We start from the raw sequence: 17,167 nt of genomic DNA on the forward strand, positions 1-17,167 counted from the left end.
GGGCGAATCGGCTCGGCGGCCGGATGCGCCCTGACAGGGCTTCCATGGCGCGGCTGACAGCCATCTTCATCGCAATCTGCGTGATCCTGATCGCAGCATCGATCGGCGCTATCGGCTATCTGGTATTTCGCCTGTCGGGCACCGAATCGGCGGTCATTGCGCTTGCCGTCATGACCGCGCTCGCGCTGTACAACACGGTCTCCGCAAGGCTGCGCGATCGGGACGATCTGGGTGAAAAGATCGCGGATCTGTCTCGCGGCACCGCCGATCTCGCTCGCCAGGTCGGCGAAATCGGGCGCAAGGTGAGTGCGCTCGAGACTCAGGAGGCGGCACGCCGTTCGCGGATGCCGAACGACGCGCTTGCAGCCGAGATCGGCGAGCTCGGCGCTCTGGTCAAGGAACTCGCCGAGGCCGTCGCCGCCCAGGACACCCGCTTTGAACAGTTCAGACAGACACCGGTAATTGCCGCGCCCGCGACCAGCCGCCCAGCGCCCCCGCCGCTTGCCGAGGCAAGGAGCGTCGCCCGCGCCGAACCGGCCAAGGCGAAGGAAGCGGAGCCGCAACCTTTAAGCGATTCCGCAAGCGACCTCGTTGCCACCGGCCCGCTGAAGGGCAAGACCGCTGAGGACATCACAGCTACGATCGCAGGCGCGATCGAAGGCGGACGCATCGATCTCTATCTGCAGCCGGTGGTGACCTTGCCGCAACGCAAGGTCCGCTATTACGAGGCGATGACCCGGCTGCGCACCGATGATGGCACGCTGATCCTGCCGAGCGATTTTCTGGTCCATGCCGAGAAGGCCGGGCTGATCGCCAAGATCGACAACATGCAGTTGTTCCGCTGCGTGCAGGTGCTGCGCAGATTGCTGCTCAAGAACCGCGAGATCGGATTGTTCTGCAATGTCTCGGTCGCGACACTGAACGACGCCGATATCTTCCGCCAGTTTTTCGACTTCTTGGAAGCCAACCGCGCGCTCAGTTCGTCCCTGATGCTGGAATTCACCCAGAGCGCACTGGTGAATATGGGTCCGATCGAGCAGGAGAGCCTGGCCGGCCTGATCGCACTCGGGTACCGGTTCTCCATGGATCACGTGACCGATCTGCGGATCGGCCCCCGCGATCTGTCCGAACTGGGTGTGCGGTTCGTCAAGGTGCCGGCACAGCTCCTGCTCAGCAAGGCCGGGTCCGCTGCCGACATCCATGCCGCCGACCTGTCCGACCTGCTCGGGCGGCATGGCATCAGCCTAATCGCCGAGCGCATCGAGACCGAGGCGGTGGTGGTGGACCTGCTGGATTACGACGTGCGCTTCGGTCAGGGCTTTCTGTTCTCGCCGCCACGCCCGGTGCGAGCCGACGCGCTGCATGGCGTGACGTCAGTGTCCGCCGTTGCCGATCGCCCGGCCGCCGAAGCGACACTTGGCGCCGCGGCGCGCGCCGCGATCTAGTCGCGAAAATCCGCTCCACGGGTGGGTGACGCGGCCGACACGGCGCGCTAAACCCTGCCGCTCTCCCAACCATCAGGCTGCTCCCTTGACCATCTTCACCGACCATTTCTCGGCGCTTGCGCCCGACTACGACGTGGTGCTCTCCGACGTCTGGGGCGTCGTGCATAACGGCGTCGCCGCCTTTCCCGAAGCCTGCGACGCGCTGACGCGCTTTCGCGAAGCCGGTGGCGTTGTGGTGCTGATCACCAACGCGCCGCGGCCGAATGGCGTGGTTGCGACGCAGGTTGCCCATTTCGGGGCGCCGCGCTCGATCTACGATGCGATCGTCAGTTCCGGCGACGTGACCCGTAACGAGATCGGCAACCGTCCCGGTCAATCGATCTTCCATATCGGCCCCAAGCGCGATCTGGCGATCTTCGAGGGGCTTGGTGTGACCTTCGCGCCGGTGGAGCGCGCGGATTACGTGGTCTGCTCCGGCTTGTTCAACGAGGAGACCGAAACACCGGACCATTATCGGGACCTGCTCGGACAGATGCTCTCGCGTGGTCTGTTCATGGTCTGCGGCAATCCCGATGTTGTGGTCGAGCGCGGCGAGCAGTTGCTCTATTGCGCCGGCGCGATCGCCGATCTTTACGCTCGCCTCGGCGGCGAGGTGCTGTATGCCGGCAAGCCCTATGCGCCGATCTATGATCTCGCGCTGAAGCTTGCGCAGGATGCGCGCGGCAGGCATGTCGCCCGCAAGCGTGTCCTCGCGATTGGCGATTCGGTGCGCACCGACTTCAAGGGCGCCGCTTCCTACGGGATCGACTGCCTGTTCGTCACCGCGGGAATTCACTCGGCGGAATTCGGCGGCCGCGATGATCCCGATCCGGATGCGGTCGAACGCGTGCTGATCGCGGCTGGCGGCAAGCCACGGGCGATCGCACGGAAGCTGAAATGGTGATGCGGGAACGACGCCGGACTACGCGGCGCAGGTCGGCTCATCGACAAAGATCGCGTCGATCTTGCTTTTCAGCGTTGCCGCGTTGAACGGCTTGACGATGTAATTGCTGACGCCGGCCATTTTCGCCGCAACCACATTCTCGGTTTTCGACTCGGCGGTGATCATGATGAATGGCACCTGGGCCAGCCGCGGGTCGGCGCGCATTTCCTTGAGCAGTTCGAAGCCGGTCATCGGCTCCATGTTCCAGTCGGAAATGACGAGCCCGTAGCTCCTTTCACTCAGCCGCTTCAATGCGGCGGTGCCGTCCGAGGCGTCATCGATATTGGAAAAGCCGACCTGCCGCAGCAGGTTGCGGATAATGCGGACCATCGTATTGTAGTCGTCGACGACCAGAACGGGCATCGATAGATCGACAGACATCGTCTCAAGCTCCGTCATCGCGGCCGACCAGCGCCAACCGCACCGGTGAGCATTCTGCCCAAGGTAGGCGGAGGGTACACCCGCCGCCTTGAACATCCGTTAAGCCCGCAATATTTGCGGGCGGCGCCACATTTGCCCAAACGCTTTGCTGAAGTGTCGAAAGGCTGATTGCATCCTTCGCACGCCTGCAGCAGTTTACGCTTGGTTAACCGAGCCGCCAAAGAGAGCGATGAACACAGCTCCCGCCAAAGCCGCCGTCGATCCGCGCATGGTTCGCACCCTGTGCTTCGAGGATCTGCATCTCGGCATGCGTGAGACGCTGATGAAATCGGTGATGGAAACCGACGTCGTCGGCTTTGCCAATGTGTCGGGCGACGAGAACCCGATTCACCTGTGCGACACCTATGCACAGGGCACCCGCTTCGGCCAGCGCATCGCGCACGGGCTCTATACCGCGAGCCTGATTTCGGCGGTGCTCGGCACGCGGCTCCCCGGAGCTGGCGCAGTGTACCGCTCGCAGACCCTCAACTTCCATGCGCCGGTCAAGATCGGCGATGTGGTCACCGTGATCGTCGAGGTGATCGAGCTGGTGCCGGAGGGACGCAAGGTACGGCTGCATTGCGAGGCGCTGGTCGATAACATGGTCGTGCTGGACGGTGAGGCGATCGTGTCGGTGCCGGCGCGGCCGAAATCGTAACGTCTTGACTTGATGCGGACTTGGGCCGACACGGGGCGGCCAGTCAGAACGCCGCCGATCCCCATGCTCAAATCCGAACCCAAGCCGTTTGTTGTCGCCCGCGACAGCGGGCCCGAAATCGCGAAGCTGCGCGGCGCCGTGGTCGCGATCGGCAATTTCGACGGCGTGCATCGCGGTCATCGTTCGGTGATCGACTTTGCCATGAAACGTGCGGCGGCGGCGGGCAAGCTGTCGGCCGTGCTGACGCTCGAGCCGCATCCGCGGAGCTATTTCAGGCCCGACGAGAAGCTGTTTCGCCTTACCGACGAGCGGCAGAAGCTGCGTCTCCTCGCCTCAACGGGGCTGGACGGTGCCGTGGTGCAGACCTTCAACGCAAGTCTGGCCGGCCTGCCGGCGGAGCAATTCGTCTCCGAAATCCTGGTCGGGCGGCTTGGTGTCAGCGGGGTGGCGATCGGCTTCGATTTCCATTTCGGGCAGGGCCGCGGTGGCTCGCCGGCGTTCCTGACCGAAGCGGGTGCGCGGTATGGCTTTCCGGTCGATGTTGCGCCGAAGCTGGAAGACGAGGGCCGTCCGGTGTCGTCGGGCACCATCCGCGCAGCGCTCGAAGCCGGCCGCGTGGTGGAGGCGGCGGAACTGCTCGGCTACCCCTGGTTCGCGACCGGCGAGGTGATCCATGGCGAAAAGCGCGGTCGCGGACTTGGTTTCCCCACGGCCAACCTGCGCCTCGATCCGTCCTGTGCGCTCAAGCACGGGATTTATGCCGTCAGGGTCGGCATCGGGGATGCCCGTTACGATGGAGTCGCGAGCTTCGGCCGGCGGCCGACCTTCGACAATGGAGCGCCGCTTCTGGAGGTGTTCCTGTTCGATTTTTCCGGCGATCTGTACGGCCAGACAATGGATGTCGCGCTGATCGGCTGGATCAGGCCGGAGGAGAAATTCGGCTCGATCGAGGCACTGATGGCGCAGATGAGCCTCGATTCGACGCGGGCGCGCGACGCGCTCGCCCGCAATCCGTTCGCCTTTCCACCGCTCGGCAAGATTTGACCACGCCCCCGGCGGATCGCTGCTTTTCGCGCTGCGATACGCCTGATACACAGCCCGGCACATGATTTGGCGCGCGATCGGACGCAAATCCGGTTTCCACTCTTGCTGATCGCGCGCTAGAGGCCAATCCTGACATGACGAATCCCGAACGCGACTATTCCGAGACCCTGTTCCTGCCGCGCACGGAATTTCCGATGCGCGCCGGCCTGCCCGAGCGCGAGCCCGTTCTGCTCAAGCGCTGGAAGGACGAACACCTGTACGGCAAGCTGCGTGAGGCAGCGAAGGGCAGGGCGAAATTCATCCTGCATGACGGGCCGCCCTACGCCAACGGCAACATCCATATCGGCACCGCGCTCAACAAGATCCTGAAGGACGTGGTGACCCGCAGCCAGCAGATGCTCGGCTTCGATTCGAACTACGTGCCTGGCTGGGACTGCCACGGCCTGCCGATCGAGTGGAAGGTTGAGGAAGAGAACTATCGCTCGCAGAACAGGCTGAAGCCCAATCTCTCCGATCCGGCGGCCATGATCGCGTTTCGGCAGGAATGCCGGGCCTATGCTGAGCACTGGCTGAATGTGCAGCGTCAGGAGTTCATGCGGCTCGGTGTCGAGGGCGACTGGGACCACCCCTACACCACGATGAGCTTCGCGGCGGAAGCACAGATCGCGCGCGAGATCATGAAGTTCGCGCAAAACGGCACGCTGTATCGGGGAAGCAAGCCGGTGATGTGGAGTGTGGTGGAAAAGACCGCGCTCGCCGAGGCCGAGGTCGAGTACGAGGATTACACGAGCGACACGGTGTGGGTGAAGTTTCCGGTGCGGTTCGCGCGCGGCAGGCGGCATGCGGCGCTCGAGAAAAAATACAAGGGCGCATCGGTGGTGATCTGGACCACCACGCCCTGGACGCTGCCGGGCAACCGCGCCATCAGCTATTCGCCGAAGGTCGCCTACGGTCTATACAAGGTCACCGACGCCGCACCCGACAATTGGGCCAGGTTCGGCGACCTGTTGATCCTTTCCGAAAATCTTGCAGGCGATGTGTTCAAGCAGGCGCGCGTCACCGCCTACGACAAGGTCGCCGACGTTCCGGCGCAAGACCTTGCCGATCTCGGCTGTGCGCATCCGCTGCGGTCGCTCGGCTACGACTTCACCGTGCCGCTCCTCTCCGGCGATCATGTCACCGACGATACCGGTACCGGCTTCGTGCACACGGCACCCGGACATGGCCGCGAGGATTTCGAGGTCTGGACCGCCAGCGCGCGCGAACTGGAGGCGGACAATATCAACACCGCGATCCCCTATACCGTCGACGAGAACGGCGCCTTCACTGCTCATGCGCCGGGTTTCACCGGCAAGCGTGTCATCAACGACAAGGGCGAGAAGGGCGACGCCAACGACGCCGTGATCAAGGCACTGGTCGAGGCCGGCACCCTCATCGCGCGCGGCCGGCTGAAGCATCAATATCCGCATTCGTGGCGCTCGAAGAGGCCGGTGATCTATCGCAATACGCCGCAATGGTTCATCGCGATGGACAAGGATATCGCGGACGCTCCGGGCCAGCCCGGAGCTATGAATATCGCGGGGAAGGGCGACACGCTCCGCGCCCGCGCGATGGAGGCCATCGCCGTCACGCAATGGATACCGGCCGCGGGCCAGAACCGCATCACCGGCATGATCGAGAGCAAGCCGGACTGGGTGATCTCGCGCCAGCGCGCCTGGGGCGTCCCGATCGCGGTGTTCGTCAAGGAGAAGGCCGACGGCTCGGTCGAGATCCTGAACGATCCCGCCGTGAACGAGCGCATCGCTGACGCCTTCGAGCAGGAAGGGGCGGACGCGTGGTATGCGGAAGGCGCTGCGGCGCGCTTCCTCGGCGATCGCGCCAAGGAGGGCTGGCAGAAGGTCGACGACATTCTCGACGTGTGGTTCGATTCCGGATCGACCCATGCCTTCGTGCTGGAAGACGAAAAGAATTTCCCGCAATTCGCCGGCATCCGCCGCAAGGTTCACGGCGGCGAGGATCAGGTGATGTATCTTGAAGGCTCGGACCAGCATCGCGGCTGGTTCCAGTCCTCGCTGCTGGAAAGCTGCGGCACCCGCGGAATTGCGCCGTTCGACATGGTGCTGACCCACGGCTTCACCATGGACGAGCACGGCCGCAAGATGTCGAAATCGCTCGGCAACACGATCGAGCCGCAAAAGGTGATCGCACAATCGGGTGCCGATATCCTTCGGCTGTGGGTCTGCGCCGCCGACTATGCCGACGATCAGCGCATCGGTCCGGAAATCCTGAAGACCAATGTCGAGACCTATCGCAAGCTGCGCAACACGATCCGCTGGATGCTGGGCTCGCTCGCGCATTTCAGCGACGAGGATCGCGTCGCGGTTGAAAAAATGCCGGAGCTGGAGCGGCTGATGCTGCACCGGCTGGCCGAACTCGACGGTGCGGTGAAGGAGGCCTACCGCGCCTTCGACTACAAGCGCATCTTCGCGATGCTGAATGCCTTCATGACGTCCGACCTGTCGGCATTCTATTTCGACATCCGCAAGGATGCGCTCTATTGCGATCCGATCTCGTCGCAAAAACGCAAGGCGGCGCTGACCGTGATCGACCACCTGTTCCGCTGCACGGTGACCTGGCTCGCGCCGATGCTGTGCTTCACCGCGGAGGAGGCGTGGCTGTCGCGCTACGGTGACGACGCGGCGTCGGTCCATCTGCAGCTTTTCCCGGACGTGCCGACGGAATGGCGCGACGACAGGCTTGCGGAGAAATGGCGCAAGATCCGTAGTGTGCGACGCGTGGTTACCGGCGCGCTCGAACTGGAACGCGCGGGCAAGCGCATCGGCTCGTCGCTCGAAGCGGCTCCCATTGTCTATGTGTCGGACCTCGATCTGTTCAACGCCATCGTCGATGCCGATCTCGCCGAAATCTGCATCACCTCGAACGCGACACTTGCCGAAGGCGAGGGGCCGACGGAGGCGTTCCGGCTCGATGACGTGCGTGGCGTCTCTGTTGTTCCCGCACGCGCACACGGCAAGAAATGCGCGCGGTCGTGGAAGATCACCGAAAGCGTCGGCGAGGACCCGCAATATCCCGACGTGACACCGCGCGACGCGCAGGCTTTGCGTGAATGGGATACGCTGCGCAAGGCCGCGGAGTAGCTCGTCGCGCGCTAGCAATTGGCGGTCGTCCCCGCGCAAGCGGGGACCCATACGCCGTGATCTCGCCGAATTGCGACCCTTTTGAATTTGAACGTGGCAAAAGCCACGCTACCCTCACACGTCGGTGGTTATGGGTCCCCGCCTGCGCGGGGACGACTGTGTTGTGTGCTTCGATGCCCTACCATGTCTATATTCTTGCGAGCCGCCGATACGGTACGCTTTATATCGGCATCACCAACAATTTGCAGAAACGTCTTGAACAGCATCGCCTCGGGGTCGGCTCGCAGTTCGTGCGCGAATACAAGGTGCATCGTCTGGTTCACGTCGAGACCTTCGACGATCCCGAATACGCAATCCAGCGCGAGAAGCGGCTGAAGAAGTGGAAGCGCGACTGGAAGATCAGATTGATCGAAGAGCACAATCCGGACTGGGCAGATCGCACCCATCTGCTGACTTAACTTTTTTGGTCGTCCTCGCGCAGGCGGGGACTCATACGCCGTGAACTCTCGATTCGATCGTCAAGTCACAAGCCCTAACTGAAAGATTGGTGGCTATCGGTCCCCGCCTGAGCGGGGACGACCGCTTGTTGAAGTTGCTTCCCAGAACCCAGATTGCGCAACCGGCCAAGTTGCAAACTTGCCACCCCGCGGCTATGCCTCCCGCCTTCGCGGGGACGACTGCCAGTGTTATCCGGACAAAGGATCTCCTCCTATCTCACCGGCCCGTTCACCCGCGATGGCGTGGCCGCTGCGCTTCTCACCGCGCTCGCCGATCAGGCGCTGAAGCTCTGGCTGCTCTACAGCTTCGAACTCGGCAAACTCGGCCGGGTGGTGATCCTGCCGTTTTTCGACCTGGTGCTGGTCTGGAACCGGGGCATCAGCTACGGCTGGTTGTCGCAGGACACCGCATTCGGGATGTGGATGCTGCTCGGTTTCAAGGCGATCGTCGTGATCGTGCTCTGGGCCTGGCTGTCTAAGGCCGAGAACCGCCTGACCGCGGTTTCGCTCGGCCTGATCATTGGCGGGGCCGTCGGAAACGCCATCGACCGGGTGGCCCACGGCGCCGTGGTGGATTTCGCCCTCCTGCACATCACCACCGAGACCTGGGCCTTTAACTGGTACGTCTTTAATCTGGCGGATGTGGCCATCGTTGCCGGGGTGGCCGGTTTGCTGTATGAAACCTTGCTGGGCGGCCGCGCCGCAAAAGCGCCCTGATTTTTCGAGAGTTTCGGCTCGGGGACGAAGAGGGTTCGGGGCTGACGGGGGTCCATCTTGCGGGGACACGTTTTGCGAACTGCGATCGAAGTCTTCGACATCGGCCTGGCCAGGTGGCGCCGGGGCCTTGTGGCCCTGCTTGCAGCCATCGCGCTGGCAGGGGCCGTATCCGTCTCCGTTCCGTCGGCTGCCATTGCCGACGATGAGGAGGACGAAGAGAGCATCGAGACGAAATTCTTCAAGGCGTTGTTCGGCATCAACGACAAGGACAACATCAATTATCGCGAGCGCCCGCCGCTGGTCGTGCCGCCGAATCTGGGGCGTCTGCCTGCACCCGAGGCCAACGCGGTGGTGAATACCCCGTCCTGGCCGAAGGATCCGGAGCTCGTTGAGCGCAAGAAGCGGGCGCAGGCCCGGAAGAACCAGCCGCGGCGCAGTTCCGAGGAGGACGACCGCCCGCTCAGCCCGGCCGAGCTTGAGGTCGGTCGCAAGGCAGGTGCCGGCAGGATTGCGATGCCGACCGGTCCGCAGGACGCCGAATCGGACGGTCAGCGCCCGCTGCGTTCGGATGAACTGGGCTACAAGGGCGGGCTGCTCAACAGCCTGTTCAAGGACAAGAGCAAGCCGGAAGTCGCGACTTTCTCCGGCGAGCCCACGCGCAGCGAGCTGACCCAGCCGCCGGCCGGTTACCGGACGCCATCGTCAAGCCATCCTTACGGCCTTACGCCGCGGAAGGAGCAGGCAAAGCCTTTCGACTACATTAACAAGCGCGGCACCGGCGACTAGCGATCCGCCGACAGGATCGGTGGCCCGATTGTGGCAGGCACCGTGATGCCGCAAGCATTCGGGCTCCCGGATGCCCGATTCAAGCGCTCTGTCTGTGCCGTACGCTTTGGAATGCCCGAGGCACGATGCCTTTCCGTTCGGAAGGACGGGGGCCAGCGTGTCCGAAAATTAATCGTTTGCGCACCTGGAGCCACTTTCCATTTTCCCTGGGTCAGCCCAGATTGATCCAAAGACTGGCCGTGCGCCGCGTCGGTGTGCGGGTCCTCGTGAGAATGTTCATGGTCAGCCGACATCGCAGGTCCGTTGTTTCGTTCGCGGCCGCCGCCGCAATGCTTGTCCTTCCGGCCATCTCGGCCCGAGCCTCATCCGGTCCCGAGATTTCCCATTTCAAGCTCGCCAATGGCATGGAAGTCGTGGTCATTCCCGATCGCCGTACTCCGGTGGTGACCCACATGGTCTGGTACCGGGTCGGTGCCGCGGACGAGCCGCCGGGCAAGTCCGGCATAGCCCACTTTCTCGAACATCTGATGTTCAAGGGTACCGAAAAGAATCCGGCGGGCCGATTTTCGAAAGTGCTTGCGACCATCGGCGGGCAGGAAAACGCATTCACCTCGAGCGACTATACCGGCTATTTCCAGCGCGTGACCCGCGACCGGCTGCGAATGTTGATGGAGTTCGAAGCCGACCGCATGACCGGGCTCAAGCTCACCGACGAGGCGGTGCTGCCCGAGCGCAATGTGGTGCTCGAAGAACAGAACAGCCGCGTCGCCAATTCTCCGTCCGCGAAGCTTGGCGAAGAAGTGCAGGCCGCGCTCTTCCTCAACCATCCCTATGGCCGGCCGGTGATCGGCTGGCGCCATGAGATCGAAAAGCTCGACCGCAAGGACGCGCTTGATTTCTACAACCGCTTTTACACCCCCAACAACGCAATCCTGGTCGTGGCCGGCGACGTCGCCGCCGATGAGGTGAAGGCGCTTGCGGAGGAGACCTACGGCAAGGTCGCTCCGCGCGCCGAGATCGGTCCGCGCAAACGGCCGCAAGAGCCGGAGCAGCGTTCGGTCCGCACCGTGACTTTCGCCGATCCGCGCGTGACATTGCCCAGCCTGCAACGCAGCTATCTCGTGCCGTCGGCTGCAACCGCCAAGACCGGCGAATCCGAAGCCCTCGAAGTGCTGTCGCAGATCCTCGGCAGCGGCACCAACAGCCGCCTTTATGCGAAGCTCGTGATCGAGAAGCCGATGGCGACCTCGATCGGCGCCTGGTACCAGAGTTCTGCCCTCGATCAGACCAGGTTCGGCGTCTACGGCACCCCGCGCACGGGCATCACGCTCAAGGATCTGGAAGACGGGATCGACTCCGTGATCGCCGAGATCGCCGAGAAGGGCGTAACCAACGACGAACTGGAGCGCGCCAAGATCAAGCTCGTGGCCGACGTGGTCTATGCGCAGGACAGCCAGGCGACCATGGCGCGCTGGTATGGCGGGGCGCTCACCACCGGTCTCACCGTCGAACATCTGAAAACCTGGCCGGACCGCGTGCAGAAGGTCACATCGGATCAGGTGCGTGACGCCGCCAAGACATGGCTTGACAAGCGCCGGTCGGTGACCGGCTATCTCGTCAAGGAGCACGCCAAGCCGCAGGAGCGCCGTTCATGATCCGCTACCATCGCATCTTTGGTCTTGCTTCGGCGGCTCTCGCCGCCGCGCTGCTGATGGCGCCTTCCGCTCAGGCGATGACCAAGATCGAACGGGTGGTCAGCCCGGGCGGCATCGAGGCCTGGCTCGTGCGCGAGCCGTCGGTTCCGCTGATCGCGCTGGAATTCTCCTTCAAGGGCGGCGCCAACCAGGACCCGGCCGGGAGGCCGGGTGTGGCCTATATGACGGCTGCCGCGCTTGACGAAGGCGCGGGCGATCTGGACTCCAAGGCGTTCCAGGCGCGCGCCGAACGCAACGCGGTCGAGATGTCGTTTCGTGCCAGTCGCGACGAGGTGCGCGGTTCGCTCAAGGTGCTGAGCAACCGGCGCGACGAAGGCTTCGAATTGCTGCGGCTGGCGCTGAACGCGCCGCGCTTCGACCCGGAACCGATCGAGCGCATCCGCGCGCAGATGTTGACTGCGCTGAAGCGTGAAACCACAAGCCCGAACGTCATCGGTTCGCGGCTGTGGTGGAGCGCGGCGTTCCCGAACCATCCCTACAGCCTGCCGACCAATGGCACGCTCGAGTCGGTACCGGCGATCACGCGCGACGATATCACCGGTTATGTCGGACGGGTGCTGGCGCGCGACAACCTGAAAGTCGGGGTGGTGGGCGATATCGACGCCGAAAGCCTCGGCAAGCTGCTCGACCAGGTATTCGGATCGCTGCCTGCAAAAGCGGATCTTCGCGACGTCCCGAAGATTCGGCCTGACGTGCTCGGCAAGCGGCTTGAAGTTCAGCTCGACGTGCCGCAGACCGTGGTCGCGTTCGGCGGGCTCGGCATTGCCCGCAAGGATCCGGATTTCATCCCTGCCTTCATCGTCAACCACATTCTGGGCGGCGGCTCGTTCTCGTCGCGGCTCTACAGCGAGGTTCGCGAGAAGCGCGGGCTCGCCTATTCGGTCTATTCCTATCTGCTGCCGCTCGACGCCGCCTCGCTGTTCATGGGCGGCACCCAGACCCGCGCCGACAAGGCCGACGAGGCCGTCGGACTGATCGAGAAGGAGATCAAGCGGCTGGCCGAGGATGGGCCGACCTTCGATGAGCTGGAGCGGTCGAAATCCTATATTCAGGGTTCCTATGCGCTGAACTTCGACACCTCGACGAAGATTGCGTCGCAGCTCGTGCAGCTTCAGGTCGATGACCTCGGCATCGATTATTGGGAACGGCGCAATGGCCTGATCGATGCCGTCACCCTCGCGGACGTGAAGCGTGTCGCCAACCGCCTGCTCAATGGCGGGGTGCTGTTCACCTTGGTCGGGCGCACACAGCCTGCCACAACCGCAAAGCAGGGCGGCTGATTTTGCTCCCCGCCCGCGACCGAAGGCGCTATGGCTGACGCCATGGCGCTCTCCCAGTCGATTGACCTCGTCCGTGCGGCGGCGATCGGTCCGCAAGGCCTTTCAGACTCTGCCCTGAACCGGGCGCTTTCCCGCAGCGAGACCGCGCTGGAAGCCCTGCGCGCCCTTCATGCCGATGGCGGGCTGCGGCTCCTGCATCTGCCGGCCGAGCGCGACGACATCGCCGCCGTGCAGGCCGCGGCGAGGGGCCTGACGGCGGGGGCAACCGACATCGTGTTCCTGGGCACCGGCGGATCGAGCCTCGGCGGCCAGACGCTGGCCCAGCTTGCAGGCTATTCCGTGCCGGGCATCGGCGCGCTGCGCCCGGGGCCGCGCATCCATTTCATGGACAATCTCGATCCGGTGAGCTTCGGCGCGCTCTTGAAAGCGCTTCCGCTTGCCACCTCGCGGTTCGTGTCGATTTCCAAGTCGGGTGGCACCGGCGAGACCCTGATGCAGACCGCCGCCGCGCTCGCGGCCTGCAAGGAGGCTGGACTGCAGGAGAGTATCGCAGGACTGTTCTTCGGTCTCAGCGAACCGGCCAAGCCCGGCAAGCGCAACGGCCTGCGCGATCTGCTGGAACCCGAGGGCGTCTCCTTCCTCGATCACGATACCGGTGTCGGTGGCCGGTTCTCCGCGCTGACCAATGTCGGCCTCCTGCCGGCGGCGATCCTCGGCCTTGATATCGTGGCGCTGCGCGAGGGGGCCGCCGCGGCGCTCGCGCCTGTGCTCGCCGGCAAGCCTGCCGCCGAGGTGCCGTCGGCGCTCGGTGCGGCGCTGTCGGTCGCGCTTGCCGAGGATCACGGCAAGACCATTTCTGCCGTCATGGCCTATGCCGACCGGCTGGAGAAATTCGTCAAGTGGTACGTCCAGCTCTGGGCCGAAAGCCTCGGCAAGGACGGCAAGGGCACGACCCCGGTCGGCGCGCTCGGCCCGGTCGATCAGCACAGCCAGTTGCAGTTGTTCATCGCAGGTCCCCGCGACAAGCTGTTCACGGTGATCACCACCGGCGTGGAGGGAAAGGGACCGGCGATCGATCCCGAACTGGCGACGCGCGCGGGCGAGCCGGATTTCGGCGGAAAAACCATCGGCGATCTGGTCGGTGCACAGGGCCGCGCCACCGCCGAGACTTTGGCCAAGAACGGACTGCCGGTGCGCACCATCCATCTCGAAACCATCGACGAGAGGTCCTTGGGCGAACTGATGATGCATTTCATGCTGGAGACCATCATTGCCGCGCATCTGCTCGGTGTCGACGCGTTCGATCAGCCGGCCGTGGAAGAGGGCAAGGTGCTGGCGAAGCAATATCTGACGGGGAAGACGTAAAGTCTTGACGTGCCCGCGAAGGCGGGAACCCATATTCCAGAGCGTTGATTATTGGCCCTGGCTTGCGCGGGGGCGACGCCGTAGTTGAGGCACGATGAAATGCCATGCCCTCCGACGCCGACGCCATCATCAAGCTCTACCGGCGCCATGCGCAGGCCTATGACCGGCTGCGCGGGCGCGAGCTGTTCGAGAAACCCTGGCTCGAAGCGTTTGCCGCGCTGCTGCCGGCCGGCGGCAGCATACTCGACATCGGCTGCGGCATGGGCGAACCGATCGCGCGCGATCTGATCGGACGCGGATTTCCCGTCACCGGCATCGATTCATCTCCCGCGTTGATCGCGATGGGCCGTGAGCGCTTTCCGCAACAGGAATGGATGGTCGCAGACATGCGCACGCTCTCGCTGACGCGCATCTTCGACGGCCTGATCGCCTGGGACAGCTTCTTTCATCTCACGCCGGACGATCAGCGGAAAATGTTCTCGGTGTTTCGCGAGCATGCCGCGCCACGCGCTTCGCTGATGTTCACCAGCGGGCCGGCGCACGGCGAAGCGATCGGCGAATGCGAAGGCGAGCCGCTGTATCATGCGAGCCTCGATCCGGAGGAATACCGCGCGCTGCTCCATGCGCACGGCTTTCGCGTCGTGCGGCATGTGGCGGACGATCCCGCCTGCAACGGCCACACCGTCTGGCTGGCGCAGCGGGAGTAACGCTATACTGCGACCATGATCCGCGTCACCGACACCATCAGCATTCACGAGGACGAGATCGAGGAAAGCTTCGTGCGCTCTTCCGGTCCCGGCGGGCAGAACGTCAACAAGCTGTCGACGGCCGTGCAACTGCGCTTCGACGTGCGCGGCTCGCCGTCGCTGCCGAATGATGTCGCGATCCGGCTGATGAAGCTTGCCGGCAAGCGCCTCACCAAGGACGGCGTGATCGTCATCATCGCGCAGACCGCGCGAACCCAGGAGCGCAACCGCGCCGAGGCGCGCGAGCGGCTGGTCGACCTGATCCGCGAGGCGTCGGTGAAGCCGGTGCCGCGGCGGGCTACCAAGCCGACCAAGGCGTCCAGGACGAAGCGGCTGGAAGGCAAGAAAATCCGAAGCGATATCAAGGGGATGCGCGGCAAGATACGAGACGATTGACCACCCCCTCCGACTCAGCCGGGCGAGCGAATCCTGCTATCACCTCAGCCATGCCCGTCCGCCAGCTTGCCGCGACCATTGTCAACCGCATCGCCGCCGGCGAAGTGGTGGAGCGGCCTGCCAGCGCGGTGAAGGAACTCATTGAGAATGCGCTCGATGCCGGTGCGCGGAAAATAGAGATCGTCACCGATGGCGGCGGCCGGCGCCTGATCCGCGTCACCGATGACGGCATCGGCATGTCCCGCGACGACCTCGAACTCGCGGTCGAGCGCCACGCCACTTCCAAGCTCACCGATGACGACGACCTGATGGCCATCGCGACGCTGGGCTTTCGCGGCGAGGCATTGCCGTCGATCGGCGCGGTGTCGAAACTCTCGGTGACCACGCGGCATTCAAGCGAGCCGCATGGCTGGACGCTCACGGTCGAGGCCGGTGCCAAGTCGCAGACCGCACCCGCGGCGCTGACGGCCGGCACCCGCGTCGAGGTGCGCGACCTGTTCTACGCCACCCCCGCACGGCTGAAATTCATGAAGAGCGAGCGCGCCGAGGGCGAAGCGGTGCGGGAGGTGGTGCGCAGGCTGGCGATGAGCCGGCCCGATGTTGCCTTCACGCTGGCGGGCGAGGGGCGGGCGCATGTGACATGGCCTGCGGCACTGCCTGGCCTGGCCGGGCGCTTGTTGCGGCTCGGCGATATCCTCGGTGCCGATTTTCGCGCCAACGCAGCCGAGGTGAAAGCCGGGCGCGAGGGGCTGCATGTCGAGGGCTTCGCGGCATTGCCGACCTACACCCGCGCCAATTCGCTGGGCCAATACCTGTTCGTCAATGACCGGCCGGTGCGCGACAAGCTTCTGGTCGGCGCGGTGCATGGTGCCTACGCCGATTACCTGCCGCGCGGCCGCTATCCGGCGGTGGCGCTGTTCGTCACCATCGATCCGCACGAGGTCGATGTGAATGTGCACCCGGCCAAGACCGAGGTGCGGTTCCGCGATCCGGGACTGGTGCGCAGCCTGATCTTCGGGAGCTTGCGCGATGCGCTGATGCGCGAGGGCGGACGTGCGGCCTCGACCGGAGGCGATGCCACCGTCGCGGCGTTTCGTGCTGCGTCCATGCCACCGCGAGCGGGGTGGGACTGGCAGCGCTCGCCGGCCGCCCCCTGGCCGGCACAATCTTCTCCGTCCGCAGGTGATGCTTCGCATGGTAGTGCCGCGGCCGGCTTTGCCGAAGCCGCGCAGGCGGTGTTCGATGTCGGCTCTGCCGGCGCCAGCGCGCGGGTCGAGACACTGGCGCCGTCGCCGGACGCGCTCGACAAGCCGCTCGGCGCCGCCCGCGCACAGGTGCACGACAACTACATCGTGTCGCAGACTCGCGACGGCCTCGTCATCGTCGATCAGCATGCCGCGCACGAGCGGCTGGTCTATGAGCGGCTGAAGGCCGCGGTCGAACGCGACGGCGTGGCGCGGCAGATCCTGCTGATCCCCGAGATCGTCGAGATGGACGAGACCGATGTCGAGCGGCTGGTGTCGCGCGCGGACGAACTCGCCACATATGGCCTGGTGCTCGAAAGCTTCGGTCCCGGCGCGGTGGCGGTGCGCGAAACGCCGTCGCTGCTCGGCGAAATCGATGCCGGCGCGCTGGTGCGCGATCTCGCCGAACACATGGCGGAATGGGATGACGGGCTGCCACTCGAACGCCGCCTGTTGCATGTCGCGGCCACCATGGCGTGCCATGGCTCGGTGCGGTCGGGACGCCGGCTGAAGGGCGAAGAGATGAACGCGCTGCTCCGCGAGATGGAGGTCACGCCCAATTCCGGGCAATGCAATCACGGCCGCCCGACCTATGTGGAGCTGAAACTGAGCGATATCGAGCGGTTGTTCGGGCGGAGGTGAACGAGAACTTTCAGCCGGTCGTCCCCGCGAAGGCGGGCACCCATACTCATGGTCTATCGATAGGGCGCGGCG

Annotated in this window: 15 protein-coding genes; 14 read left to right on the forward strand and 1 reads right to left on the reverse strand. The window is 64.4% G+C overall.

Annotation, left to right across the window (positions count from 1 at the left end; all coding sequences use genetic code 11):
* Positions 1–44: 44 nt before the first annotated feature.
* Positions 45–1,445 (forward strand): EAL domain-containing protein, encoded by a 1,401-nt coding sequence (locus AB7F49_RS07050; protein WP_428521124.1) that lies wholly within the window; start codon positions 45–47, stop codon positions 1,443–1,445.
* 85 nt (positions 1,446–1,530) lie between these two features.
* Entirely contained in the window at positions 1,531–2,388 is an 858-nt protein-coding gene (locus tag AB7F49_RS07055) for a TIGR01459 family HAD-type hydrolase (RefSeq protein WP_428521125.1), read from the forward strand.
* 18 nt (positions 2,389–2,406) lie between these two features.
* On the opposite strand, the gene AB7F49_RS07060 is transcribed toward AB7F49_RS07055, so the two are convergent.
* A complete protein-coding gene (locus AB7F49_RS07060) occupies positions 2,407–2,808 on the reverse strand; it encodes a response regulator (RefSeq protein WP_428521126.1) in 402 nt (133 codons plus the stop codon).
* Between the two features lie 229 nt (positions 2,809–3,037).
* Between AB7F49_RS07060 and AB7F49_RS07065 the strand changes: the two genes are divergently transcribed.
* From AB7F49_RS07065 to mutL, 12 genes are all read left to right on the forward strand, one after another.
* Positions 3,038–3,505 carry a MaoC family dehydratase gene (locus tag AB7F49_RS07065; protein ID WP_428521127.1) on the forward strand — a complete coding sequence of 156 codons (468 nt, stop codon included), beginning with the start codon at positions 3,038–3,040 and terminating at the stop codon, positions 3,503–3,505.
* A 63-nt stretch (positions 3,506–3,568) separates the two neighbouring features.
* The gene (locus tag AB7F49_RS07070) at positions 3,569–4,549 is read left to right on the forward strand and encodes a bifunctional riboflavin kinase/FAD synthetase (RefSeq protein WP_428521128.1); all 981 of its coding nucleotides are present in this window, start codon (positions 3,569–3,571) and stop codon (positions 4,547–4,549) included.
* Positions 4,550–4,683: 134 nt separating this feature from the next.
* Positions 4,684–7,707 (forward strand): isoleucine--tRNA ligase, encoded by a 3,024-nt coding sequence (gene ileS / locus AB7F49_RS07075; protein WP_428521129.1) that lies wholly within the window; start codon positions 4,684–4,686, stop codon positions 7,705–7,707.
* Positions 7,708–7,880: 173 nt separating this feature from the next.
* Positions 7,881–8,165 carry a GIY-YIG nuclease family protein gene (locus tag AB7F49_RS07080; protein ID WP_428521130.1) on the forward strand — a complete coding sequence of 95 codons (285 nt, stop codon included), beginning with the start codon at positions 7,881–7,883 and terminating at the stop codon, positions 8,163–8,165.
* Between the two features lie 225 nt (positions 8,166–8,390).
* Positions 8,391–8,921, forward strand: coding sequence for a signal peptidase II (lspA, locus tag AB7F49_RS07085; protein WP_428521131.1), 531 nt, complete (start codon positions 8,391–8,393; stop codon positions 8,919–8,921).
* A gap of 72 nt (positions 8,922–8,993) precedes the next feature.
* The gene (locus AB7F49_RS07090) at positions 8,994–9,707 is read left to right on the forward strand and encodes a hypothetical protein (RefSeq protein WP_428521132.1); all 714 of its coding nucleotides are present in this window, start codon (positions 8,994–8,996) and stop codon (positions 9,705–9,707) included.
* 278 nt (positions 9,708–9,985) lie between these two features.
* Positions 9,986–11,362 carry a M16 family metallopeptidase gene (locus AB7F49_RS07095; protein ID WP_428521133.1) on the forward strand — a complete coding sequence of 459 codons (1,377 nt, stop codon included), beginning with the start codon at positions 9,986–9,988 and terminating at the stop codon, positions 11,360–11,362.
* Positions 11,359–12,702, forward strand: coding sequence for a M16 family metallopeptidase (locus AB7F49_RS07100; RefSeq protein ID WP_428521134.1), 1,344 nt, complete (start codon positions 11,359–11,361; stop codon positions 12,700–12,702). Before AB7F49_RS07095 ends, AB7F49_RS07100 begins: the two co-directional genes overlap by 4 nt.
* A 30-nt stretch (positions 12,703–12,732) precedes the next feature.
* Positions 12,733–14,067, forward strand: coding sequence for a glucose-6-phosphate isomerase (locus tag AB7F49_RS07105; protein ID WP_428521135.1), 1,335 nt, complete (start codon positions 12,733–12,735; stop codon positions 14,065–14,067).
* Positions 14,068–14,171: 104 nt separating this feature from the next.
* Entirely contained in the window at positions 14,172–14,774 is a 603-nt protein-coding gene (locus AB7F49_RS07110) for a class I SAM-dependent DNA methyltransferase (protein WP_428521136.1), read from the forward strand.
* 15 nt (positions 14,775–14,789) lie between these two features.
* Positions 14,790–15,209, forward strand: coding sequence for an alternative ribosome rescue aminoacyl-tRNA hydrolase ArfB (gene arfB / locus AB7F49_RS07115; protein ID WP_428521137.1), 420 nt, complete (start codon positions 14,790–14,792; stop codon positions 15,207–15,209).
* 50 nt (positions 15,210–15,259) lie between these two features.
* Positions 15,260–17,095, forward strand: a complete 1,836-nt coding sequence (mutL, locus tag AB7F49_RS07120) for a DNA mismatch repair endonuclease MutL (RefSeq protein ID WP_428521138.1) — start codon at positions 15,260–15,262, stop codon at positions 17,093–17,095.
* The last annotated feature ends 72 nt before the right edge of the window (positions 17,096–17,167 follow it).

This window comes from Pseudorhodoplanes sp. (genome assembly GCF_050250235.1).
Lineage (GTDB): Bacteria > Pseudomonadota > Alphaproteobacteria > Rhizobiales > Xanthobacteraceae > Pseudorhodoplanes.